We start from the raw sequence: 23,928 nt of genomic DNA on the forward strand, positions 1-23,928 counted from the left end.
GCGAAGGAAGCGAGGATCAGCCTTCATGGGGCGCCGGCTCGTACCGCTCACGCTGGACAACCTTCAGGACCTTCCCCAGCGCTGCCGCTCGTGTGTCTTCTGGGAGCTCGACCCCGTCAGTGGTGAGGCAGCGGTAAGGGCGGGCACCGCCGCGCTGGAGAAGGAGTCCTGGATCTCGGCCGTCCTGCTGGACTGGGGATCGTGTGGCCGGGTGGTCTACGTCGACGACGTGCCCGTGGGGTTCGTGCTCTACGCGCCGCCGGCCTATGTCCCCCGCTCGACGGCGTTCCCCACGAGCCCGGTCTCTCCGGACGCCGTACAGCTCATGACCGCCTTCGTCATGCCCGGCTACCAGGGGCAGGGACTGGGCCGGGTGCTGGTCCAGGCGGTGGCCAAGGATCTGCTGCGCCGTGGCTTCAAGGCGATCGAGGCGTTCGGTGACTCCCGTTGGAGGGAGCCCGCGTGTCTGCTGCCCGCCGACCACCTTCTGGCTGTCGGCTTCAAGACGGTCAGGCAGCACCCCACGCACCCCCGATTGCGTCTGGAGCTCCGTTCGACGCTGTCCTGGAAGGAAGACGTGGAGCATGCCCTGGACCGGCTGCTGGGGGCCGTACAGAAGGAGCCGGCGCTGCGGCCGCTGTAGAGGGCTGCGATCAGCTGACGTCCGTGTGTCTGTCGGCAGCTTCGTCAGCCGGAGGCCTCATGCGAATGGGCCAACCCGCTCGGGTTGGCCCATTCGTGTTTCACGTGAAACATGCGCCGTCGGCTCGACGGCGGCGTCAGATCACTCGGCGATGAAGTCCGCGAGGTCGCGCTCCAGAGCAGCCTTCGGCTTGGCGCCGACGATGGTCTTGGCGACCTCGCCGTTCTGGTAGACGTTCAGGGTCGGGATGGACATGACGCCGTACTTGGCGGCCGTACCCGGGTTCTCGTCGATGTTGAGCTTGACGATCTCGATCTTGTCGCCGTACTCCTTGGCGATCGCCTCCAGCGACGGGGCGATCTGGCGGCACGGACCGCACCAGGCGGCCCAGAAGTCCACCAGGACAGGCTTGTCGCTCTTGAGGACGTCCTCGTCGAAGGAAGCGTCGGTCACGTTCTTCAGGTCGGCCACGGTGGGCTCCTTCACTTGATCATGCGGTGGGGCGGAGGAGGGGCGAAAGATCAGACGGCGGTCTTCTGGGCTGCCTCGGCCTGGTCCTGGTCCGCGAGAGCGGCGAGGAAGCGCTCGGCGTCGAGGGCGGAGGAGCAGCCGGTGCCAGCGGCGGTGATCGCCTGGCGGTAGGTGTGGTCGACCACGTCGCCCGCGGCGAAGACTCCGGTCAGGTTGGTCCGGGTGGAGGGGGCGGCGACCTTCAGGTAGCCCTCCTCGTCCAGGTCCAGCTGGCCCTTGAACAGCTCGGTGCGCGGGTCGTGGCCGATCGCAATGAACAGACCCGTCGCGGGCAGCTCCGACAGCTCGCCGGTCTTGACGTTGCGCAGCTTCAGCCCGGTGAGCTTCTGGTCGCCCTGGATCTCCGCGACCTCGCTGTCCCAGACGAACTTGATCTTCGGGTCATTGAAGGCGCGCTCCTGCATCGCCTTGGAGGCGCGCAGGGTGTCACGGCGGTGCACGACCGTCACGGACCTGGCGAACCGGGAGAGGAAGGTGGCTTCCTCCAGCGCGGTGTCGCCACCGCCGATCACGGCGATGTCCTGCTCGCGGAAGAAGAACCCGTCACAGGTGGCGCACCAGGAGACACCGCGGCCGGACAGTGCGTCCTCGTTCGGGAGGCCGAGCTTGCGGTGCTGGGAACCGGTGGTGACGATGACCGCCTTCGCCCGGTGGACCGTGCCCGCGGTGTCGGTGACGGTCTTGATCTCACCGGCGAGGTCGACCGAGACGATGTCGTCGGGAATCAGCTCGGCGCCGAAGCGCTCGGCCTGCGCCCGCATGTTGTCCATCAGGTCGGGACCCATGATGCCGTCGCGGAAGCCGGGGAAGTTCTCCACTTCGGTGGTGTTCATCAGCGCGCCACCGGCGGTGACGGCGCCTTCGAACACCAGGGGCTTCAGCGAAGCACGCGCCGTGTACAGCGCCGCCGTGTAGCCGGCGGGCCCGGAGCCGATGATGATCACGTTACGGACGTCGCTCACGGCTTGATTCCTCGTCTCTGGTCTGTGTCAGTCGACCGGTGGGAGTCCCTCTCGGGACTCTCACCCCACCCAACGGATCCTACGGGGCGTGCATTCCCGTTGTGCCCGGGCACACGGGGGTTGCGGGCGGTACGGATGGCCGACGGTGACGGGACGAGGCTCCGTCCGTCTCAGGGACGGGCGAGGGACTGCTTCAGCAGCACCGTGCCGGGGGAGACGGTCTGCCGCGCCATGCAGGAGGCGTCGATGACGTAAGCGGTGACCCGGGCGTGGTCGTCGGAGTCGGGCATGACGACGAGATAGGCCTCTTTACCGGCGTAGGTGCCGGTCCTCGCGCCGAGGACGTCGCCACCGGAGCCGACCGCCTGACGGACGCAGTCAGGGACGGGGACCTGGCTCTGGATCAGGGTGTTCGCGGTCTCCGTCGCCCCGGGCACGTTCTGCTGGGTCTCGGTGCCGTGCTGTGGCCGCTTGGATGCCCTTGGCAGAGCCTGCTTCGGCGAGAGCAGATCCTTCACCTGGCTCTGGACGCTGGCCCCCGAGAAGGCGGCCGCGGCTGGTGACCGCGTGCTGTGCGCCGTCGTGTCGGAGGATCCGGTGCCGAGCGACTGGAGGAGCAGAGATCCGGCCCCGATCACCGCTGCGGTGAGGACGGCGCCCAGCGCGACGGTCCGCCTTCGGCGGCTGCGGCCGCGATCCTTGCGTCCGGGGCCGGTGGCCGTGTGGGGACGTCCGGCGGGGCGGTCCGAGAGGGTCGATGTTTCACGTGAAACATGCGTCTCGTTGCTTGCTTCTGTCGCTGTCGCTGTCGCGGTGTCAGTGTCGGCGCTCGCGCCGGCCAATGCCTCGGCGGCCAGGGCGGCGTCGATGCGAGCCACGACGTCCGCCGGCATGGCCTCAGGGGCCGGCGCGCTGCCCAGCAGTCCCCTGATCTCCTCCAGGGACGCGTGGAGGTCGGAGCACGACTCGCACCCCTCCAGGTGGCGCTGCACGTCCGCGCTGCGCTCCGGCGGGAGGAGGTCTTCGGTGAGGTCGCAGATCTCGGCGACGTCCGGGTGTCCGGCCGTGTCTGTCGAGGACGTCACGCTCGCCCACCTCCGCCCTTCACCACGGCTGGATCACTCGACCCTGTCTCTCCGGGAGTCCTGCCCGCAGAAGCTGTCGCAGGTGGGACGGATGTCCCCTCCACCCGGTTCCGTCCCGGCGCGGGTCCTTTTCCGTCATCGGGGTCGCCGGGCCGCAGATGACCGATCAGCGGGAGAAGTCTGGCCCGTCCCCGAGCGCACCGGCTCTTCACCGTGCCCGTGGGCACGTCCAGGATCCGGGCTGCCTCCGCGACCGGGTATCCCTGCATGTCCACCAGGACCAGAGCCGCACGCTGCTCGTAGGGAAGGGTGCCGAGCGCCTCCACGAGCTGACGGTGCAGATCGTTCCGCTCGGCCGGAGCCGAGGCCGACTCGTGCGGCTCCAGCAGCTGCTCCAGCCGCTCGGTGTCGTCGACCGGAGCCGTCTTCCGCGAGGCCGCCTTACGGGCACGGTCCAGGCAGGCGTTCACGGTGATCCGATGCAGCCAGGTCGTGACGGCCGACTGCCCCCGGAAGGTATGCGCAGCCCGGTAGGCCGACACCAGCGCGTCCTGGACCGCGTCAGCGGCCTCTTCCCGGTCCCCCAGCGTGCGGAGTGCCACGGCCCACAGTCTGTCCCGGTGCCGCCGCACGATCTCACCGAAGGCCTCGGGGTCGCCTTCCACATGGCGGGCGAGCAGCTCCTGGTCGCTCACTCCGTCGTATCCGGCACCCTCTGCCATCTGCCCCTCCCCGGGGGGAACCTAGCTGGTGACCTTGATGTCGGCCACCCTGCCCCGCCACGTGCCCACGTTGTCCGCCGGCAGCTCGGTCAGCCACACCAGGAGGTACTGCGTCTTGAGGGACTTGCCGGGCTGCAGGACAACCGTCGTGCCCGAGCCGCTGGCGGCCTTGGTGTAGGCGTCGAAGGACGTCGGCTCCGCTCCCGCGTCCGCACTCGCCGCCCGCAGTTCGACCGACGTCTGTCCCACGAAGGTGACCGTCACCTTTCCGACCTGCTGAACCTTGCCGAGGTCGAGGATGACGCCGACGCCCGACTTGAGGTTGCCGAACTTCGGACTCCGGTAGAAGGACGTCTCCCAGTAGGTGGCGGTGCTGTTGTCGTAGACCTTCCCTACGTCGCGCGGGTTCTCGGACCCGTCGTTGCCGAACGGGTCGAAGTCACGGGCGCCCTTGATGGCCAGGGGCGTGCCGGACGTCGGCTTCTTGCCGCTCTTGTCGCCGCCGTCCTGGGTCTGCGTCCTGTTCGTGTCCTTCTTGCCGCCCTGGTCCATCAGCGCGTCCGCCAGCTGCCAGCTGCCCAGGCCGAGCGCGGCGATGAGGAGGGCCGAGACCGCCCACTTCAGGGCCTTGCCGGTGCGGCTCTGCAGCGGGGGCGGCGGGGACGCGATCGGCTGTGCGGCGCCGAGGCGCGGCGCCGGGCGGCCGTACGTGCCCTGCTGGTACGTCGTGCGCTGGTACTCCGGTGGTGCCGTGAACGTGGGCTCCGGCGGGCGGATGCGGGGCATCTCGCCGATCACCTTGACCAGTTCCTCCGGCATGGTGATCGGGGACTCGTGCCGGGAGGCGGTGGCCCCGTCGTTGGCGAGGGCCCGCATGGCGAGCTCGGAAAGGCCACGATGGACACCGGCCCGCACCTGGTCCGGCGCGATGAGGCCGATGGTCTTGGGCAGGCCGGACAGGCCGTAGGCATCGTTCTCGTACGGCCAGCGCTGCGTCAGCGCCGCGTAGAGCAGGGCGCCGATCGCCTCGGTGTCGGTGCGCTGCGGGGTGTCGGAGCTGATGCCGCGCAGGGCCGCGTTCACGGCGAGGCCGCGGATGCGCCACTGCCCGCTGGAGGTGCGCAGTACGGCGTTCGGGTTCAGCCGCAGATGGGCGAGGCCCTCGCGGTGCGCGGCGGCCATGGCGGAGGCGATCTGGCTGACCATCTGGTAGGCGTCGTGCGGCTCCAGCGGGCCGGACGCGAGCAGTGCGGTCAGTTCGGTGGCGTCGGGCAGCCATTCGTGCACGACGTAGACGAGATCGTTCTCCTCGACGGCGTCGAGGACCTGTACGAAACGCGGGTCGCCGAGCAGTGCCGACGAGCGGGCGGCCGCCAGGACGGAACGGGCTCGCGGATGGTCCGCGGGAAGAATGTGGACGCCGACGGCACGACGGAGTTTCTCGTCGACCGCACGCCAGCTGCTGAATCCGTCCAGACGGGTGACGCACTCCTCGAGACGGTAGCGTCTGGCGAGTTTGTGACCGCTGTGCAGTTCGGGAGGCGAGGCCTTCGTCGCGGGCTGCTCGGTGCCGCCGCTCCCCTGTGCCTCGTCGCTGTCCGTGTCCCGCTCTGAGTTCTGGGCCACTCCGTCGGCCGTGGACTGGTCCGCCTTGGCGGTCAGCGGCTCATCACCGCTGTTGCCTGCCACGTCGACGGCAGCCGTACTCCGTTCCGCCACCGTCGTCCCTGCCTCCCCATCCGTTGCACGCTGTCCGACGCCGAAACCAATTGTGCCCACAGTCCGCCGCTATGCACGACACACAGCGGTGGACGATGGTTGTGCGCTTACCCCCGTCTCAGCGCCCCAGACGCCCGCGCACCATGCCCACGAGCGAATTGAGTTCGTCGATCCGCATCCGGCGCGCGGCCACGAAGAAGACGCCGAAGAGAACGGCACCGCCGACGAGCAGCGAGGCAAAGGAGCCGACGACACCCTGGCCGAGCGAGTGCCCGATGCCGTAGCAGGCCGCACCGCTGAGCAGCGCCGCCGGTACCGAGGCGATCCCGAGCCGCGCGTAGGTCCGCAGCACCCGGGTGCCGTCCAGGTCGCCGCCGAGGCGCTTGCGCAGCCGCTGCCAGGCGACGCCGACACCGATGGCGTAGGCGAGGCCGTACGAGGCGGCCATGCCCGCGACGGCCCAGCGGGACGGCAGCAGGAAGTAGCAGAGCGCGGAGGCGCCCGCGTTGACGATCGCCACGATCACGGTGTTGTAGAAGGGCGTGCGGGTGTCTTCGTACGCGTAGAAGGCGCGCAGGACGACGTACTGGACCGAGTACGGGATCAGGCCGAGGGCGAACGCCATCAGCATGTATCCCATGTTGGTGGCCGCACCGGTGCCCGCGGAGCCGAAGATCAGCGTGCACATCGGGATGCCGAGCGCGACGAAGCCGAAGGCGATGGGGACGATGGCGACCGCGGTCGTGCGCAGGCCCTGGGAGATGTCGTCGCGGACGGCGCCGCCGTCGCCCTCGTGGGCCGCACGCGAGATACGCGGCAGCAGCGCGGCCATCAGGGAGACCGTGATGATGGCCTGCGGCAGTCCCCAGATCAGCTGGGCGTTGGCGTAGGCGGCGAAGCCGGTGCCCTTGATGCCGGAGTCCTCGCCGGCCGCGGTGGACAGCTGGGTCACGATCATCGCGCCGGCCTGGTTGGCGAGGACGAACAGGACCGTCCACTTGGCGAGCATCGCGGCCTTGCCCAGGCCGTGGCCCTTCCAGTCGAAGCGCAGGCGGATCCGGAAGCCCGTTTCGCGCAGGTACGGGATCATCGCGAGGGCCTGCACGACCAGACCGAGCAGGACACCGACGCCGAGCAGCCGCTGGCCCTCCGGCGGGATGCTGGTGACGGTCATGTGGGAGTTCGCGGCGGTGCCGTAGACCCAGATGAACATGCCGAGCGTCACGATGATGACGATGTTGTTCAGGACCGGGGTCCACATCATCGCGCCGAACTTGCCGCGGGCGTTGAGGATCTGGCCCATCACCACGTGGATGCCCATGAAGAAGATCGAGGGCAGGAAGTAACGGGTGAAGGTGACCGCCACGTCGTTGGCCGCCGCGTTGGTGGCGACCGAGTTCGACAGCAGGCGGACCAGGAGTGGTGCCGCGAACATCGCGAGACCGGTCAGCGCGGCCAGGGCCACCACCACCAGGGTCAGCAGCCGGTTGGCGAAGGCCTCGCCGCCGTCCTCGTCCTCCTTCATGGAGCGCACCAGCTGGGGCACGAAGACGGAGTTGAGACCACCGCCGACGGTGAGGATGTAGATCATCGTCGGTAGCTGGTAGGCCACCTGGAACGTGTCGGCGAGGACGCCGAGGCCGAGGGCCGCGGCGATCAGCGCGGAGCGGATGAAGCCGGTGAGCCGGGAGACCATCGTTCCCGCCGCCATGACGGCGCTGGACTGCAGCAGCCCGGCGGCGCGCCCGCCCTTCTTGGCGGCGGGAGCCGCGGCAGGGGTGGCCTCGGCGGGAGCGGACGGCCGCGACGGACCGGTTCGGCCGGGTGCGCCGGTGGGACCTGACGGGCCGGTGGAGTAGGGGACCGGGGTCGGAGCGGGCACGGGCGGCTGCATCGGGTGGCCGCCGACGGGAGCGCCCGCCTGCCACGCGGCCCCGGCCTCCTGGCCCGGGTACTGGGGGTTCTTCGCCTGGGGCGTCGCGTACGGGCCCGTCGGCGCCGCGTACGGCGCGTACGGGTTCCCTGGGGCCTGTCCGGATCCCGGGGCCGCTGCCGGGCCGGGGACGGACGGAGGGTCCACAGGTCCGGGCACGCCGTTCTGCTGCTGGTCCCGATAGAGGTGAGCGAAGGCGTCGGGCTCGTGGTACTCCTCGCCGGAGTGCGAGACGAGGTCGTCCACGCCCACGAACTGGGTCGTACGGGGGTTGTCGCCGTACGGCAGGCACTGGGTGGCGTCGCCGTCCGGCTCGGGGGCCGGGGTCTGGGCCCACACGTTCGGGTCGGGGGCGTGCGGAGACTGGGTCGGCGGGGCGTACAGAGGCTGTTGCTGCTCGTACGTGCCCGGAGGTGGCGGGGGGTGCGCGGCACGGTCGTAGAGCGCCTCGGCGACCGGGTCCTGGGCGCTGAGGTCCTGTGCCCGGTAGGGGTCCTGGTCGTAGGCGTCCTGGAGGTACATGTCCGCCGCTTGCTGCGGCGGCACCTGGCCCGGCTCGGGCGGGGTCTCGGGGTATCCCGAGCCGGCCGCGCCCTGGCCGCGGTCACCGTCGTACGGCGCGTTCATGGTTACCCCACCTCATCGTCCCGGGCCACACCGGCCACGACATCGCTCAACGGTCCACTCTCTCACCCGTCGCGGACGGGTCCGTGCTTTCCGATGCGGTGTCCGGCGCAGGGTCACTCGGCTGGTCCGGGTCGTCTTCCCCGGACGGGGCGTCGGACTCCTCCGGGAGACGGTCTCCGGGGGCGTCGGGGTTCCCGGGCTCGTCAGGGGTGTCGTCCCCCGCCGCGTCGGGACCGTCGTCCTTGGCCTGGCGGGCGGCCGCGCGCTTGCGCTGGGTGTACATCCGGAAGCCTGCCAGGACGAGCAGGAGGACGCCGCCACCGATGACGAGCATCACAGTCGGCGTGACCTCGGTGACCTTCACGTCGAAGCTGACCGGGTCGCCGTACTCCTGGCCGTCCTCGGTGAACAGCTGGGCGACCAGTCCGACCCGGCCGTTGGCGTTGGCCGAGGTGGTGAACTTCACGGACTGGCTGTGGCCGCCGGAGACCTCGACGCGCTGCTCGTAGTACGCCTTGCCGCCGACCTTCAGGCGGGTCGGATTCGTCGAGGTGAGCCGCAGGACCAGATGGCTCACGGGCTGGACGAGGTTGTTCTGGACGGTCACCGGGATGGTCGCGCTGCGCCCGGAGAGCTTGGTCTCCGACTTGTCGATCAGCTTGACCTGGTCGGCGAGCTCGTGGAGCCAGTCCTCCACATCGCCGCGGTAGCTCTCCGCGGTCGAGGCGTGGCCGCGCCACGAGGCGGACATCCCACGGTTTATGGCCCGCCCGAACGGGGTGACCACGCGGGACTGGTCGGTGAGGATCACCTGGAAGTTGTCGAGCTTGTCCTGCGTGCCTGCGATCTGCTCGAAGGCGGACCTCGGCAGCTCCTGGCGGCGTAGCGAGGAGGGGTACACGGACGTCGACGGGATGCGTGTGGTGGCGTTCGGGTCGGGCTTGGCCTTGGCGGCCGCGGTCAGGTCCTGGGCCTGGGACCAGGTCCCGGTCTGGAGGGTCTTCAGGGCCGTGGCCATCGCCTGTGCCTGGCTCGCGGACGGCATGCGCTGGGGGGCGACGACGATGCTGCGCTGCGCGTCCGACTGTGCGGTCACCTCGAGGCTCTGCGCCAGGAACTCCTGCACGGCGAGCGTGGCCGGGCCGGCCTTGGTCAGGTCGCCCTCGAAGGCCGTGGACATCCGGGCGTCGGCGACCACTGCGGTGGTGCCGCCGCCGATCGGGCGGGCGGCGGAGGGCGTGTAGGTCAGCCCGGCGGTCTCCTGGAGGCTGTCGCTGCGGGCGATCACCCGGTCGGCGCCCGCGGAGGTGGCGACCTTGATGATCGACGGGTCGACGGCGCCTTCCACGGGCCAGGCGAAATCGGTGCTCGGCGTGACGTGGAGCACGGTCTTCACGGTCGTGGCGGCGACGTCGGTGGCGTCCTTGAGGTGGCTGAGCGAGCCGGTGACGCTGGTGCCGATGTGCGCGAGGGAGGCAAGGTCCGGGTCGGCGAAGGGCAGCGCCACGACTTCCTTGCCCGTGACGGCCTTCTGCAGGTCGGCCAGCCACTGCTTGGCGAGCGCCTGGTGCTCCCGGGAGCCGGGGGTGCTGGTGTTGTCGGGGCCCTGGACGCGGTAGCCCTTCGCCATGGCGTCCACCGAGGCCAGCAGGTCCGGATCGATCACCCAGGTGATGTCGAGGTCCTTGCCCAGCTCCAGCATCCGGGCCAGCCGGCCGCCCGGCTCGAGGTCCTTGGCGAGGTCGTCGTCGAGAAAGACCGGTGTCTGTAGCTCTCCGGCGCCCGTCCGGGCCGTCATGTGGACCGTGGACAGCAGCGGCCACAGGAACGTGGTCTTCGTCCTGGTGTCGGCCTCGGACGGCTGCCAGGGCAGGAAGGTCCGCTGGATGCCGAGCGTCTGGTCCCAGGGCTGTGCGGAGGTCTGGCCGGAGAGAGCGACCCCGAACTCGTAGACGCCGTCCTGACCGAGGTCGAGCTTGTCCACCGGGACGGAGATGTCGAAGTGCTCGGCGACGCCCGGGGGCAGCTCGGCGAACTTCTCCCCGTACTTCCCGTCGACCTCGGTCCCGGTGCCGAGCTGGAGGTCGTCGGAGCGCCGGGAGACGGCGTCGATCGCCGAGCGGGTGTTCAGCAGGGGGCCCACCCGCAGGCCCACCTGGGCGTCGGTGACGGTCTGCTTGCCGGTGTTGGTCACCGTGCCGGACACCGTCAGCGTGTCCCCGTCGGTGGGGGCGCTGGGGCTGAGCGAGTCGAGTGAGACGGACACCGTGTCGCCGCCGGCGGCCTGCGCGGGTGCGGCCGCGGGCAGCTGGAGCAGCCCGGCCAGCAGAGGCGCCCCGGCGAGCAGCGCACCTGTGCGCCGCAGCCACCGGCACGCAGGTGAGGCAGTGGTCCCCTGGAAGTCAGCCGCCTCGGCCACGCGCTCGCCCGTCCCTCGTCGTCGTCAGTGGTCGTCGGAATGTGCGTCCACGCATGGTAACGATGCCCGCTGAGCGGAAGTGCCGCGGAGTAGGTCACAAGATCGGGACAGGGCCGTGGCCCGTCCTCTATATCCAGTATCGAGCGGAGCGCAGGTGTACGCCGCAAGCGCAGCCCTTGTGCGGGTATGGAGTGAGGCGTCCGCGCCCCTCATATGAGGGCGCCCCCGGCGGCCCGGGCCACGTACCCTCTTCTGTTGTGCCGAACCCCAACGAAGACACTCCCGCTGCCCTCAGCCAGGCGCAGCAGCGCGCGGTGAGCGAGCTGCTGCGGGTGGCCCCTGTCGCCGACGACCTCGCCCGCCGCTTCCAGGAGGCGGGGTTCTCGCTCGCCCTGGTGGGCGGCTCGGTCCGGGACGCGCTGCTCGGCCGGCTCGGGAACGACCTGGACTTCACCACGGACGCCCGCCCCGAGGACGTACTGAAGATCGTCCGGCCATGGGCGGACGCCGTCTGGGAGGTCGGGATCGCCTTCGGCACGGTCGGCGCGCAGAAGGACGGCTACCAGATCGAGGTGACCACCTACCGGTCGGAGGCGTACGACCGCACCTCGCGCAAGCCGGAGGTGTCGTACGGCGACTCCATCGAGGAGGACCTGGTCCGCCGCGACTTCACGGTCAACGCGATGGCCGTGGCCCTGCCGGAGAAGGAGTTCATCGACCCGCACCGGGGTCTGGAGGACCTCGCGGCCCGGGTGCTGCGGACGCCCGGCACGCCGGAGGAGTCGTTCTCGGACGATCCGCTGCGGATGATGCGGGCCGCCCGGTTCGCCGCCCAGCTGGACTTCGTGGTCGCCCCCGAGGTCGTCGCCGCGATGAAGGGGATGGCCGGGCGCCTCGAGATCGTCTCGGCCGAGCGGGTCCGGGACGAGCTGAACAAGCTTGTTCTTTCCGCCCACCCGCGCAAGGGCCTGGCCCTGCTGGTCGAGACCGGGCTCGCCGATCACGTCCTGCCCGAGCTGCCGGCCCTGCGTCTGGAGCGTGACGAGCACCACCGGCACAAGGACGTCTACGAGCACACGCTGATCGTGCTGGAGCAGGCCATCGCGCTGGAGGAGGACGGTCCCGACCTCGCGCTGCGCCTGGCCGCGCTGCTGCACGACATCGGAAAGCCGCGGACACGCCGCTTCGAGAAGGACGGCCGGGTCTCGTTCCACCACCACGAGGTGGTCGGGGCGAAGATGACCAAGAAGCGGATGACGGCTCTGAAGTACTCCAACGAGCTGGTGAAGGACGTCTCACAGCTGGTCGAACTTCATCTCCGCTTCCACGGCTACGGCACCGGGGAGTGGACCGACTCGGCGGTCCGCCGCTACGTCCGTGACGCCGGTCCGCTGCTGGACCGCCTGCACAAGCTGACGCGCTCCGACTGCACCACCCGGAACAAGCGCAAGGCATCCGCACTGTCCCGCGCCTACGACGGCCTGGAGGAGCGCATCGCGCAGCTTCAGGAGCAGGAGGAGCTGGACGCGATCCGCCCGGACCTGGACGGTAACCAGATCATGGAGATTCTGGGCGTCGGTCCCGGTCCTGTCGTCGGCAAGGCGTACAAGCACATGCTGGAGCTGCGCCTGGAGCACGGCCCGATGGAGCACGACGCTGCGGTATCGGCCCTCAAGGAGTGGTGGGCCGAGCAGGGCTGAGGACGGAGCACGGGTCATGTTTCACGTGAAACATGACCCGTGCGGGATGCGCCGAGGGGCGATGTTTCACGTGAAACATCGCCCCTCGGTACGTCTCCCTTACTTCTTGTAGTCCTTCAGGCAGAGCAGGAAGTCATCGCTCTTGCTGCTCTCGGTGTACGTGTACTGGAAGTCCTTGGCCTCGGCCTCGCACTTGGCAGAAGCCGTGACGTCGGTGAGGAACTTGCCCTTGACCTTGGCCAGCACCACGTACTGAGCCTTCGACGAGCCGCAGTCGACGACCTCGAGGTCCGGGCTCGTGTCGCTGCCACTGCCCCGGTGCATGCAGTCGCCGACCTTGGCGGTGTCCGCGTCGTCCCGGCTGGCTATGTAGCCGCCGATACCCAAACCGATGACGGCCACGACGATGACGATGTTCTTGATCGTCTTGAAGCCGACCTTGCGCTTCGGCTGCGGGGGCACGGGAGCGTACGGGGCGCCGGGCTGCGGCGGGTACGAAGCCTGGCCCTGGGGCGGATAGCCACCCTGAGGCGGGTACGGGCCCTGCCCCTGGGGCGGGTAGCCACCCTGCGGCGGGTACGGAGCCTGGCCCTGGGGCGGCGGAGTAGTCACTTTAAGGTCCCCCTGGAACGTGGGTGCGCATGGCGCGAGGTAAGACCCACGTAAGTTAGCCGCTCCCACTGACAACCCTGTAACTCAGAGGAACTCTGTATCTCCGATGTGACACTTACCGGAGTTCAAAGCGGGCCATAGCCGCAGCAACTGCTCCGTAGACGAAGGACACCGTGACCACCAGGACCACCGAGCGGCCGTCCGGCGGGAGCATCAGGGCGGCCACACCGGCTGCGCCCACGAAGGCGACATTGAAGAGGACGTCGTAGACGGAGAAGACACGGCCCCGGAAGCCGTCCTCGACGCATGCCTGGACGATCGTGTCGGTGGAGATCTTGGCGCCCTGGGTGATCAGGCCCAGCACGAAGGCCGCGACCAGTAGCGGGCCCGTGGCGAACGGAAGGCCGAGGGCGGGTTCCAGTACGGCGGCGCAGGCAGCGCACACCACGATCCACCACCCGGGGCCGAGCCGGCCCGCCGCCCATGGCGTCACCACGGCGGCCGCGAAGAAACCCGCCCCGGACACCGCGACCGCGAGCCCCAGCAGCCTGAGTCCGTCCTCGGGGGTCGAGGCGAGGTGATACCGGCACAGCATGAGCAGCAGGACGAGGAGTGCGCCGTAGCAGAAGCGCATCAGAGTCATCGCGGCGAGCGCCCAGGCCGCCTCTCTGCGCCGGGGCGCGGCCAGATGCCGGACGGCGGCGAGCAATTCGCGGGCCGTGACGGCGAGCACGGTCCGCAGCTGCGGCCGCACCGCTTCCCGGTCGGGGCCGAGCAGCGCGGGCGCCAGGCTCAGGGACGTCAGGCCGGCGCACAGATAGAGGAAGGCTCCCAGCAGCACCACCACGGCGTCGGAGTTCGACACCACGAGCCGCACCAGGAAGGCCAGACCGCCGCCGGCGGTCGCGGCCAGCGTTCCGGCGGTCGGGGAGAGTGAGTTGGCCAGCACCAGCCGCTCGGTGTCGACCACACGCGGCAGCACGGCGGACAGACCCGCCAGGACGAAGCGGTTGACGGCCGTGACGCACAGCGCGGAGGCGTAGAACAACCAGTCGGGTACGTGCGTGACCATCAGCACGGCGGTGGACGCGGCCAGCAGGGCGCGCAGCAGATTGCCGTAGACGAAGACCTGCCGCCGCCGCCAGCGGTCCAGCAGCACGCCCGCGAAGGGGCCGACGAGAGAGTAGGGAAGCAGCAGGACCGCCATCGCCGAAGCGATCGCCGTGGCCGAGGTCTGCTTCTCCGGGGAGAAGACGACGTACGCGGCGAGCGCGACCTGGTACACGCCGTCCGCGCCCTGGGACAGGAGGCGGATGTACAGCAGGCGTCGGAAGTTCCGCAGGCGCAGCAGGACGCGCAGGTCACGGACGACGGGCATGGGGCACAGCCTCACATATGCGGAGGGTCCCCAGGTCGGAAAACCCGGGGACCCTCACCGCCCTGGCAGGAGCGTTCCGTCCGGCGCGTGGTGCGCGCCGTGTGCCGACCTAGCGCTCGACCTCACCGCGGATGAACTTCTCGACGTTCTCGCGGGCCTCGTCGTCGAAGTACTGGACCGGCGGGGACTTCATGAAGTAAGAGGACGCCGACAGGATCGGGCCCCCGATGCCGCGGTCCTTGGCGATCTTCGCGGCGCGCAGGGCGTCGATGATGACACCCGCGGAGTTCGGGGAGTCCCAGACCTCGAGCTTGTACTCCAGGTTCAGCGGGACGTCACCGAAGGCACGGCCCTCGAGGCGGACGTAGGCCCACTTGCGGTCGTCGAGCCAGGCGACGTAGTCGGACGGGCCGATGTGGACGTTCTTCTCGCCGAGGTCCCGGTCCGGGATCTGGGAGGTGACGGCCTGCGTCTTGGAGATCTTCTTGGACTCCAGGCGCTCGCGCTCGAGCATGTTCTTGAAGTCCATGTTGCCGCCGACGTTCAGCTGCATCGTGCGGTCCAGGATGACGCCCCGGTCCTCGAACAGCTTCGCCATGACGCGGTGCGTGATGGTGGCACCGACCTGCGACTTGATGTCGTCGCCGACGATCGGGACGCCTGCCTCGGTGAACTTGTCCGCCCACTCCTTGGTGCCGGCGATGAAGACCGGAAGGGCGTTGACGAAGGCGACCTTGGCGTCGATGGCGCACTGCGCGTAGAACTTCGCAGCGTCCTCGGAGCCGACGGGCAGGTAGCAGACGAGGACGTCGACCTGCTTGTCCTTCAGGATCTGGACGACGTCGACCGGCGCGGCCTCCGACTCCTCGATGGTCTCGCGGTAGTACTTGCCGAGACCGTCGAGGGTGTGGCCGCGCTGGACGGTGACTCCGGTGGAGGGCACGTCGCAGATCTTGATGGTGTTGTTCTCGGAGGCGCCGATGGCGTCCGCCAGGTCGAGGCCGACCTTCTTGGCGTCCACGTCGAACGCGGCGACGAACTCGACGTCACGCACGTGGTAGTCACCGAACTGCACGTGCATCAGGCCGGGGACCTTGGACGCCGGGTCGGCGTCCTTGTAGTACTCGACTCCCTGCACCAGCGACGCGGCGCAGTTGCCCACGCCGACGATGGCTACGCGAACCGAACCCATTCCGGTTGCTCCCTGTGTGTACGAGTGAGGCCCTGAGTGGCGCTCACGTGGCGGTGTCGCCGGGCGTATCCGTCCGGGGGGTGTCCCCGGGACGGGGCAGGCCGCCCGTCGCTCCATATGTGGTGTCCTGCTGAGCGGACCCCCCGGACTCGGACCCCTTCAGGTCCCGCCCGGCCCGCTCGCTCTCGATGAGCTCGTTCAGCCAGCGCACTTCGCGCTCCACGGACTCCATTCCGTGGCGCTGGAGCTCAAGCGTGTAGTCGTCGAGGCGCTCCCGCGTGCGCACCAGGGAGGCACGCATCTTCTCCAGGCGCTCCTCCAGGCGGCTGCGCCGGCCCTCCAGCACGCGCATGCGCACATCGCGCGAGGTCTGCCCGAAGAAGGCGAACCGTGCGGCGAAGTGCTCGTCCTCGTACGCGTCGGGGCCGGTCTGTGAGAGCAGCTGCTCGAAGTGCTCCTTACCTTCTGCCGTCAATCGGTACACGATCTTTGCTCGGCGTCCGGCGAGGGAGACGGCGTCCTCGTGGGTGTTGCCCGGCTCCTCGATCAACCAGCCGCTGGTGACCAGCGTCTTGAGACAGGGGTAGAGGGTTCCGTAGCTGAACGCCCGGAACACACCCAGGGACGTGTTGAGTCGTTTGCGCAGCTCATAGCCGTGCATCGGTGACTCGCGCAGCAGTCCGAGTACGGCGAACTCAAGAATGCCGGAACGCCGGCTCATGATCGCCTCCTCTCGGCCCACCGCGTCTTTATGTCGTGCTGATGTATCGACTCGATACATCAGCACGATAGAACGGCCTTCCGCATGCGACAAGAGGGAGGACGGTGAACGGGATCACATCACTGATTCAGAGGTGCCGAGTTGCCTGATTTGGGGTGAAGTTCAGGGCTAGGAGGGTTTTGGCGGTGCGTAGTCTGTGCGGCAAGCACACCACCGGGAACCACGCGACGCCTGGGGAGCGTCGTGGTCCTCGGTGCAGTACGGGTGAATGCAGCAACGACCTCATCCGTACTTCGGGGGGACCGGAAACCAGCCGCCGTTTCCAGGCGCGCACAGATGGGCGCCTGCCCGAGGAGTAGTCGTTCGATGAGCGAGCACCGTCGCAAACCGCCGCCGCCGCAGGGAGGCGGACGTGCCGCGGCCCGACGAGGCCAGCCCGGCCCGTCCTCCGGCCACCGTGCGGCGCCGAGCGGCGCCACCGGGTCTTCCGCCGACTCCCAGGGGTCCCGTTCCTATGGGCCGGACTCCCAGGGCTCGGGGGGTGAGGAGCGCCCCTACGGCGGCCGTGCCGAGGCACGCCGGGCGGCGCAGAGAGGCGGCGGCCGGCGCAGGGCCGCCGACAACGCGGGCCCGGGCGGCCGGCGTGGCGGCCCGGGCGGACCGGCCGGCCCCGGGCGCGGCCGAGGCCGTGCGGCGGCAGCGCCCGCCAAGAAGCGGTTCATCGACTACCCCCGCGCGGGCAAGTACGGCTGGCACCGCTGGGTGCCGTCGTGGAAGCTCGTCTCCGGCATGTTCATCGGCTTCGTCGGCTGCCTGGTCGCCATCGCCGGCATCGGCTTCGCGATGGTGCGGGTCCCCAGCGAGAACATCGCCGCCCAGTCGCAGAACAACGTCTACTACTGGGCCGACGGCAGCCAGATGGTGGCCACCGGCACCGGTGTGAACCGCCAGAACGTCACCATCGACAAGATCCCCGAGGCCATGCAGTGGGCCGTGATCTCGGCGGAGAACAAGAGCTTCTACCAGGACTCGGGCGTCGACCCCATGGGTATCGCGCGCGCCCTGGCCAACATGGCGACGGGCGGTCAGACGCAGGGTGGTTCGACCATCACCCAGCAGTTCGTCAAGAACACGTACCTCAGCCAGGACCAGACCGTCACCCGCAAGTTCAAGGAGATGTTCATCTCCATAAAGGTGGGTACGAAGTTCGACAAGCAGAGGATCCTTCAGGGGTACCTGAACACCTCGTACTACGGCCGTGGCGCCTACGGCATCCAGGCCGCCGCCCAGACCTACTACGGCAAGGACGCGGTCGAACTCAAGCCGTCCGAGTGCGCCTTCCTCGCCGCGCTGCTGAAGGGGCCGACGTACTACGACCCGGCCGGCAACGGCGACCTCGACCCGAACGCGAACGCGAAGGACAACCGCAGGCGTTCGGAGGAGCGCTGGTCCTGGATCCTCGGTGAGATGCACAAGGACAAGCACCTTGGCGACGCCCAGTACCAGGAGGCCATCAAGAAGTACCCGACGCCCGAGGGCCGCAAGGCGACCAAGGGCATGACCGGCCAGATCAGCTACCTGGTCGACACCGCCAAGAAGTACGTCCTGAACCACTCCGACAACATCACGGAGACGCAGTTCGACAGGGGCGGCTACCAGATCTACACGACCTTCCAGAAGGCCAAGGTCAACGCCCTGAGCGAGGCCGTCAAGAAGATCCAGAAGGAGCGGCTGCACCCCAAGACCGAACCGAAGGACAAGTACGTCCAGTTCGGCGCGGCGTCGGTGAAGCCCAACGACGGAGCGATCGTCGCCCTCTACGGCGGTGACGGTTACGAGAACGGCCACTTCACCAACAACGCCGACACCTCCGGTGTCCCCGTCGGTTCGACGTGGAAGCCGTTCGTGCTGGCCGCGGCCATGAAGTACGGGACGTACAAGGACCCCGGGCAGGCCGTCTCCCCGCTGAGCAAGTACAACGGCAACGACCATCTCAAGGTCAGGAAGCCGGATGGGTCGTACTACCTGAAGAAGGACAACTCGACCTTCTATCAGATGAACGAGGGCCCCAAGCCCTGGGGCTACATCACCCTGCGCAAGGCGATGGAGCAGTCCATCAACACCCCGTTCGTGCAGCTCGGCGTCGACGTGGGAATGGCCAATGTGCGGGATGTCGCGCAGTCGACCGGCATCCTCCCCGACACCATGTCGAAGGACCTGAACCCGTCCTTCGCCATCGGTACCTCCACGCCCAGCGCGATCCGCATGGCCGACGCGTACGCGACGTTCGCCGCGTCCGGCAAGCAGGCCGACCCCTACTCGGTCACCGCCGTCAAGTACAACGGCACGGACCAGCCGGGCTTCGAGAAGCCGAAGAAAAAGGAGGCGTTGTCGCCGGACATCGCCGACAACGTCACGAACGTTCTGGAGAACGTCATCCAGAACGGTACGGGTCAGAACGCCAAGGCTCTGGGCCGTACGGCGGCGGGCAAGACCGGTACCACCGACAAGAACAAGTCGGCCTGGTTCGTCGGGTACACCCAGCAGCTGTCGACCTCGGTGGCGATGTTCCGTGAGAACCCCAAGGACCACGAGCTGCTCTCCATGAACGGCACGGCAGGCAAGGACTCCATTCACGGTGGTGACATCCCGACCTCGGTCTGGACCGAGTACATGCTGGCCGCGCTGAAGAACCAGAACGACCCGGGCTTCCCCGATCCCGTCAAGATCGGCACGGTCCAGGACGAGGCCGGCGCCCCGTCCCCGACCCCGTCGCCCACCATCACGCCGAGCCAGACCCCGAGCGAGTCGGCGTCCCCGTCGCCGAGCGAGTCGGCCAGCCCGTCCCCGTCGCCGAGCGACTCCTGCCAGTTCGCCTGGGGCGGCAACTGCGGCGGCAACGGCGGCGCCAATGGCGGAAACGGCGGCCAGGGCGGCACGACCGGAGGAATCACGCCCACGCCGACCGGCACGGACACGACCAGTCCAGGTGGCAGTACCAGGGGCAACGGCAACGGAGGCATCTTCGGAGGCCAGAACGGCTAGCCGAGCCACCCGACCGATTGGCGGTCATTTCGACCGGCACGGGTGTTTCACGTGAAACATGGGCCGCCGCACCGACGAGGTGCGGCGGCCCTCGGCGTTTTCTCAGAGAGGTACGGCAGGATGTGGCCCATGCCCAGTGCAGAAACGACGCCCGCGCGCGTGCACGAGCCGGATCCGGTACGGCCGACCAGGGAGGACGAGGTCGCCGCGGCCGGCAGTGAACTGATCGGCGGCCCCATCGGGCGGCGTGCCCTGCTCGGGACGTCCTGGTGGACGCCCGTGCGGGTCGTCGCGCTCGTGGCGATCGGCATGTTCGCCCTCGGCCTCGTCCAGAAGGCGCCCTGCTACGACGGCGCCTGGTTCTTCGGTGCCAGCTCGCAGTACACCCACGCCTGCTACTCGGACATCCCGCACCTCTACCAGGGGCGCGGCTTCGCCGACGGGCTCGTGCCGTACTTCGACAGACTCCCCGGCGACATGGACTACCTCGAATACCCGGTGCTGACCGGTGTGTTCATGGAGGTCGCCGCCTGGCTCACGCCGGGCAGCGGCAGCATCCAGCACAGGGAGCAGTGGTACTGGTTCGTCAACTCCGGGATGCTGATGGTCTGCGCGGTGGTCATCGCCGTGTGTGTGACCCGTACGCACCGCCGGCGCCCCTGGGACGGTCTGCTGGTCGCCCTGGCGCCCGCCTTCGCCCTGACCGCCACCATCAACTGGGACCTCCTGGCGGTCGCCCTGACAGCCGCCGCGATGTTCATGTGGTCGCGAGGCCGTGCCGGCGCCTTCGGGGTGCTGCTGGGCCTCGCCACGGCCGCCAAGCTCTATCCCGTCCTCCTGCTCGGCCCGCTGTTCGTGCTGTGCTGGCGGGCCGGCAAGTGGCGGGAGTTCTTCCTGGCGGCGGGCGGCGCCGTCGCCGCGTGGCTCGTGGTGAACCTGCCCGTGATGTGGTTCGCCTTCAAGGGCTGGTCGAAGTTCTACACGTTCAGCCACGACCGGGGCGTCGACTTCGGCTCCTTCTGGCTGATCTGGGCGCAGAACTCCAGCCATCCGCCCACCACCAGTTTCGTGAACCACGTGGCCTTGGCGCTGGTGATCCTGTGCTTCCTCGGCATCGGAGCGCTGACACTGACCGCCCCCCGCCGGCCCCGCTTCGCCCAGCTCGCGTTCCTGATGGTGGCGGCCTTCATCCTCACCAACAAGGTCTACTCCCCGCAGTACGTCTTGTGGCTGATCCCGCTGGCCGCCCTCGCCCGGCCCAAGTGGCGGGACTTCCTGATCTGGCAGGCGTGCGAGGTGGCGTACTTCCTGGGCATCTGGATGTACCTCGCCTACACGACCAGCGGCGACGCCCACAAGGGCCTGCCGACGCACGGCTACCAGTGGGCGATCGTGCTTCACCTGCTGGGCACGATGTACCTGTGCGCCGTCGTCGTCCGGGACATCCTCATGCCGGAGCGGGACGTGGTGCGCCGGTCCGGGGACGACGATCCCTCGGGCGGGGTCCTCGACGGCGCGGAGGACGCGTTCGTGCTGGGCGCGGCGTCCCATCCCCCTCGGCACGCGGCCCACGTCGGCGCGCCGCAGGTCGACTGGGGGCGGCCGGGATCACCGCCGTACGAGGACCGTTCGCTCTGAGTGAACCCGCCCCTTGAGGGCATGAAGAAGGCCGTGCACGAGATGCGTGCACGGCCTTTTCGCTTCGGCGGCCCGAAGGGAAACCGGGCCGGGCTCGTACCGCGTACTAGCGGTCCACGAGGCGGTCGAACTGCGTGGTGGTGTGCCGCAGATGGGCCACCAGCTCGTCACCGACCTTCGGTTCGGGGGCGTCCGAGGGCACGAACAGGATCGACACCTGCATGTGCGGCGGCTCGGCGAACCAGCGCTGCTTGCCGCCCCAGACGAACGGGGAGAGGTTGCGGTTCACCGTGGCGAGACCGGCCCGTGCGACGCCCTTGGCGCGCGGCATGACGCCGTGCAGGGCCTTCGGGGCCTCCAGGCCCACCCCGTGCGACGTACCGCCCGCCACGACCACCAGGAAGCCGTCCGAGGCCGCCTTCTGCTGCCGGTAGCCGAAGCGGTCGCCCTTGGCCACGCGCGTGACGTCCAGGACGGCACCGTGGTACTCGGTGGCCTCGTGGTCCCCCAGCCACAGCCGGGTTCCGATCCGGGCGCGGAAGCGGGTCTGCGGGAACTGCTGCTGGAGCCGGGCGAGTTCCTCGGCCTTGAGGTGGCTGACGAACATCGTGTGCAGCGGCAGCCGGGCCGCGCGCAGCCGGTCCATCCAGCCGATGACCTCCTCGACGGCGTCCGAGCCGTCGGTACGGTCCAGCGGCAGGTGGATGGCGAAGCCCTCCAGGCGGACGTTCTCGATGGCCTGGTGCAGCTGCGGCAGGTCCTGCTCGCTGATGCCGTGCCGCTTCATCGAGGACATCACCTCGATGACGACACGGGCGCCGACGAGGCCGTACACGCCGTCGATCGACGACACGGAGCGGACCACGCGGTCCGGCAGCGGCACGGGCTCCTCGCCGCGCCGGTACGGCGTGAGCACCAGCAGGTCACCGCCGAAGTAGTCCTTGATGCGTGCGGCCTCGTACGTGGTGCCGACGGCGAGGGTGTCGGAGCCGAGGCGCGTGGCCTCTTCCGCCAGCCGTTCGTGTCCGAAGCCGTAGCCGTTGCCCTTGCAGACCGGGACGAGGCCCGGGAACTGCTCCTGCACGTGCTTGTGGTGCGCCCGCCAGCGCGCGGTGTCGACGTAGAGCGTGAGCGCCATGGCCGGACCCGGGACCTTTCTCGTGGCTGCGGTGGAGAGGGGAGAGCTGTGAAGGCTATGGAATCAAACGTCCCGGCTCAACGGCGCGACATGTAGATGTCGAGCGCCTTGTGGAGCAGCTTGTTCAGCGGGAAGTCCCACTCGCCGAGGTACTCGGCGGCCTGGCCGCCCGTGCCGACCTTGAACTGGATCAGGCCGAAGAGGTGGTCGGTCTCGTCCAGCGAGTCGGAGATGCCGCGCAGGTCGTAGACGGTGGCGCCGAGCGCGTAGGCATCGCGCAGCATCCGCCACTGCATGGCGTTGGAGGGCCTGACCTCACGGCCGATGTTGTCGGAGGCGCCGTAGGAGTACCAGACGTGGCCGCCGACGATCAGCATGGTCGCCGCCGACAGGTTCACGCCGTTGTGGCGGGCGAAGTACAGCCGCATGCGGTTGGGGTCCTCGGTGTTGAGGGCCGTCCACATGCGCTGGAAGTACGACAGCGGGCGCGGCCGGAAGTGGTCGCGCACGGCGGTGATCTCGTACAGGCGCTGCCACTCGGCGAGGTCCTGGTAACCGCCCTGGACCACCTCGACGCCGGCCTTCTCGGCCTTCTTGATGTTGCGGCGCCACAGCTGGTTGAAGTTCTTGTGGACCTCTTCCAGGGAGCGGCCCGCCAGCGGCACCTGGAAGACGTAGCGGGGCTGCACGTCGCCGAAGCCGGCGCCGCCGTCCTCGCCCTGCTGCCAGCCCATACGGCGCAGCTTGTCGGCCACCTCGAAGGCGCGCGGCTCGATGAAGTCGGCCTCCATGTCGCGCAGGCGCTTCACGTCCTGGTCCTGGATGCCCTTCTTGATGGTCTCCGCGTTCCAGCGGCGGATGATCACCGGCGGGCCCATCTTCACGGAGAAGGCGCCCTGCTGCTTGAGGTGGGCCAGCATCGGCTGGAGCCAGTCGTCCAGGTTCGGCGCGAACCAGTTGATGACCGGGCCCTCGGGGAGATAGGCGAGGTAGCGCTTGATCTTGGGCAGCTGGCGGTACAGGACCAGGCCCGCGCCGACCATCTCGCCCGTGCGCTCGTCGAACCAGCCGAGGCTCTCCGTGCGCCACTCCGCCTTCACATCGGCCCAGGCCGGGACCTGCATGTGGCTCGCCGACGGCAGGCTCTGGATGTAGGCCAGATGCTGCTCGCGGCTGATGGTCCTCAGGGTCAGGCTCATGTCGGGGCGCTCCTCGGGCTGGTGTGTCCCCATGGGTACAGGGGCTCCGGCTCTCGCGCCGAAGCCTACTGCGCCTTGCGAGCGCCCCGACTGGGGCGTACGGCACCTTCCGCCCCGGCCTTGGAGCCGCCGGGGCGTTTCGTGGTGTCGGTTGGGGCGCCGTCAGGGGTGACGGCGGGCGGGCTCAGCTGCCGATGATGCCGCCGAAGAGTCCGCCGTGTGCCATGCCGATCAGGAAGCCGATGCCCGCGGCACCGAGACCCAGGATGAGACCGGTCCGCTGACGCGTGGTCTCCGAGACCCACTGTCCGTACGCGCCGACGACGAGCCCGAGCAGCCCCGTCCAGGAAGTGAGGAGATGGAGGCTGTGGAAGAAGGACGTGATGAACGACAGCACGCCCAGGACCAGCGTGATCGCCATAAGGGAGTTCTGGAGCGGATGAGCCTTGCCGTCGCTGGCGAACAGGGATCCAGCGGTGTTGGGTCGCAATGCCTGCTGTGCCATGTGGCACCTCCTGCGGATCGCGGCGCACTGTAGCGCCATACACACCCGATGTGTACAGATTGGCGGTCCGCACCGCCGGATTTCAACCGGAAGCCGCTGTGCAGGTAGTCTGTACCGTCTGCACCGGTGTCTGCCCAGACCTTTCGGGGTCACTGCGGG

General features: G+C 69.1%; 18 protein-coding genes. 4 read left to right on the top strand and 14 right to left on the bottom strand.

The features are described from left to right. The first annotated feature begins 25 nt into the window (after positions 1-25). A complete protein-coding gene (locus ACWD5D_RS07060; protein WP_393878179.1) occupies positions 26-643 on the top strand; it encodes a GNAT family N-acetyltransferase in 618 nt (205 codons plus the stop codon). Between the two features lie 141 nt (positions 644-784). Here the strand turns inward: ACWD5D_RS07060 and trxA are convergent, their stop codons facing one another. The 7 genes from trxA to ACWD5D_RS07095 form a co-directional block, all read right to left on the bottom strand. Further along, positions 785-1,114 (bottom strand): thioredoxin, encoded by a 330-nt coding sequence (gene trxA, locus ACWD5D_RS07065; RefSeq protein ID WP_393878178.1) that lies wholly within the window; start codon positions 1,112-1,114, stop codon positions 785-787. 50 nt (positions 1,115-1,164) lie between these two features. Then, positions 1,165-2,136: a thioredoxin-disulfide reductase gene (trxB, locus tag ACWD5D_RS07070; protein WP_451371774.1), complete on the bottom strand. Its 972-nt coding sequence runs from the start codon at positions 2,134-2,136 to the stop codon at positions 1,165-1,167. 170 nt (positions 2,137-2,306) lie between these two features. Next, positions 2,307-3,221, bottom strand: coding sequence for an anti-sigma factor family protein (locus ACWD5D_RS07075; RefSeq protein WP_451371775.1), 915 nt, complete (start codon positions 3,219-3,221; stop codon positions 2,307-2,309). Continuing rightward, positions 3,218-3,943: an RNA polymerase sigma factor SigM gene (gene sigM, locus ACWD5D_RS07080; RefSeq protein WP_451371776.1), complete on the bottom strand. Its 726-nt coding sequence runs from the start codon at positions 3,941-3,943 to the stop codon at positions 3,218-3,220. The genes ACWD5D_RS07075 and sigM overlap by 4 nt, the downstream gene beginning before the upstream one ends. Positions 3,944-3,964: 21 nt before the next feature. Beyond that, the gene (locus tag ACWD5D_RS07085; RefSeq protein ID WP_451371777.1) at positions 3,965-5,662 is read right to left on the bottom strand and encodes a protein kinase family protein; all 1,698 of its coding nucleotides are present in this window, start codon (positions 5,660-5,662) and stop codon (positions 3,965-3,967) included. 118 nt (positions 5,663-5,780) lie between these two features. Continuing rightward, on the bottom strand, positions 5,781-8,222 hold the full coding sequence (gene murJ / locus ACWD5D_RS07090) for a murein biosynthesis integral membrane protein MurJ (RefSeq protein ID WP_451371778.1): 2,442 nt from the start codon (positions 8,220-8,222) through the stop codon (positions 5,781-5,783). 46 nt (positions 8,223-8,268) lie between these two features. Continuing rightward, the gene (locus ACWD5D_RS07095) at positions 8,269-10,641 is read right to left on the bottom strand and encodes a DUF6049 family protein (RefSeq protein ID WP_451371779.1); all 2,373 of its coding nucleotides are present in this window, start codon (positions 10,639-10,641) and stop codon (positions 8,269-8,271) included. Between the two features lie 257 nt (positions 10,642-10,898). Here ACWD5D_RS07095 and ACWD5D_RS07100 point away from each other — a divergent pair, with 257 nt between their 5' ends. After that, entirely contained in the window at positions 10,899-12,341 is a 1,443-nt protein-coding gene (locus tag ACWD5D_RS07100; RefSeq protein WP_451371780.1) for a CCA tRNA nucleotidyltransferase, read from the top strand. 99 nt (positions 12,342-12,440) lie between these two features. Here ACWD5D_RS07100 and ACWD5D_RS07105 read toward each other — a convergent pair whose 3' ends face one another. From ACWD5D_RS07105 to ACWD5D_RS07120, 4 genes are all read right to left on the bottom strand, one after another. Continuing rightward, positions 12,441-12,953, bottom strand: a complete 513-nt coding sequence (locus ACWD5D_RS07105) for an LppU/SCO3897 family protein (RefSeq protein ID WP_451371781.1) — start codon at positions 12,951-12,953, stop codon at positions 12,441-12,443. Positions 12,954-13,068: 115 nt separating this feature from the next. Then, complete coding sequence (locus ACWD5D_RS07110; RefSeq protein ID WP_451371782.1) at positions 13,069-14,331, bottom strand: MFS transporter; 1,263 nt, start codon at positions 14,329-14,331, stop codon at positions 13,069-13,071. Positions 14,332-14,440: 109 nt separating this feature from the next. Next, positions 14,441-15,523 carry an inositol-3-phosphate synthase gene (locus tag ACWD5D_RS07115; RefSeq protein ID WP_451371783.1) on the bottom strand — a complete coding sequence of 361 codons (1,083 nt, stop codon included), beginning with the start codon at positions 15,521-15,523 and terminating at the stop codon, positions 14,441-14,443. 43 nt (positions 15,524-15,566) lie between these two features. After that, positions 15,567-16,244 (bottom strand): PadR family transcriptional regulator, encoded by a 678-nt coding sequence (locus tag ACWD5D_RS07120; RefSeq protein WP_451371784.1) that lies wholly within the window; start codon positions 16,242-16,244, stop codon positions 15,567-15,569. Between the two features lie 366 nt (positions 16,245-16,610). Here ACWD5D_RS07120 and ACWD5D_RS07125 point away from each other — a divergent pair, with 366 nt between their 5' ends. Both ACWD5D_RS07125 and ACWD5D_RS07130 read left to right on the top strand, forming a co-directional pair. Next, positions 16,611-19,289 (top strand): transglycosylase domain-containing protein, encoded by a 2,679-nt coding sequence (locus tag ACWD5D_RS07125; RefSeq protein ID WP_451371785.1) that lies wholly within the window; start codon positions 16,611-16,613, stop codon positions 19,287-19,289. Positions 19,290-19,418: 129 nt separating this feature from the next. Further along, positions 19,419-20,927: a glycosyltransferase family 87 protein gene (locus ACWD5D_RS07130; protein WP_451371786.1), complete on the top strand. Its 1,509-nt coding sequence runs from the start codon at positions 19,419-19,421 to the stop codon at positions 20,925-20,927. 106 nt (positions 20,928-21,033) lie between these two features. Here the strand turns inward: ACWD5D_RS07130 and ACWD5D_RS07135 are convergent, their stop codons facing one another. The 3 genes from ACWD5D_RS07135 to ACWD5D_RS07145 form a co-directional block, all read right to left on the bottom strand. Next, entirely contained in the window at positions 21,034-22,065 is a 1,032-nt protein-coding gene (locus ACWD5D_RS07135) for an alanine racemase (protein WP_451371787.1), read from the bottom strand. 77 nt (positions 22,066-22,142) lie between these two features. Continuing rightward, entirely contained in the window at positions 22,143-23,264 is a 1,122-nt protein-coding gene (locus tag ACWD5D_RS07140) for a lipid II:glycine glycyltransferase FemX (protein ID WP_451371788.1), read from the bottom strand. 184 nt (positions 23,265-23,448) lie between these two features. Further along, entirely contained in the window at positions 23,449-23,769 is a 321-nt protein-coding gene (locus ACWD5D_RS07145) for a hypothetical protein (RefSeq protein ID WP_451371789.1), read from the bottom strand. Positions 23,770-23,928 lie beyond the last annotated feature (159 nt).

The organism is Streptomyces sp. NPDC002520 (assembly GCF_053595235.1).

Excerpts from the sequence above, each read along its gene's own strand:
- ACWD5D_RS07060 (WP_393878179.1), top strand. The coding sequence starts at position 26 with ATGGGGCGCCGGCTCGTACCGCTCACGCTGGACAACCTTCAGGACCTT.
- sigM (WP_451371776.1), bottom strand. The coding sequence starts at position 3,943 with ATGGCAGAGGGTGCCGGATACGACGGAGTGAGCGACCAGGAGCTGCTC.
- murJ (WP_451371778.1), bottom strand. The coding sequence starts at position 8,222 with ATGAACGCGCCGTACGACGGTGACCGCGGCCAGGGCGCGGCCGGCTCG.
- ACWD5D_RS07110 (WP_451371782.1), bottom strand. The coding sequence starts at position 14,331 with ATGCCCGTCGTCCGTGACCTGCGCGTCCTGCTGCGCCTGCGGAACTTC.
- ACWD5D_RS07115 (WP_451371783.1), bottom strand. The coding sequence starts at position 15,523 with ATGGGTTCGGTTCGCGTAGCCATCGTCGGCGTGGGCAACTGCGCCGCG.
- ACWD5D_RS07120 (WP_451371784.1), bottom strand. The coding sequence starts at position 16,244 with ATGAGCCGGCGTTCCGGCATTCTTGAGTTCGCCGTACTCGGACTGCTG.
- ACWD5D_RS07125 (WP_451371785.1), top strand. The coding sequence starts at position 16,611 with ATGAGCGAGCACCGTCGCAAACCGCCGCCGCCGCAGGGAGGCGGACGT.
- ACWD5D_RS07130 (WP_451371786.1), top strand. The coding sequence starts at position 19,419 with ATGCCCAGTGCAGAAACGACGCCCGCGCGCGTGCACGAGCCGGATCCG.
- ACWD5D_RS07135 (WP_451371787.1), bottom strand. The coding sequence starts at position 22,065 with ATGGCGCTCACGCTCTACGTCGACACCGCGCGCTGGCGGGCGCACCAC.
- ACWD5D_RS07140 (WP_451371788.1), bottom strand. The coding sequence starts at position 23,264 with ATGAGCCTGACCCTGAGGACCATCAGCCGCGAGCAGCATCTGGCCTAC.
- ACWD5D_RS07145 (WP_451371789.1), bottom strand. The coding sequence starts at position 23,769 with ATGGCACAGCAGGCATTGCGACCCAACACCGCTGGATCCCTGTTCGCC.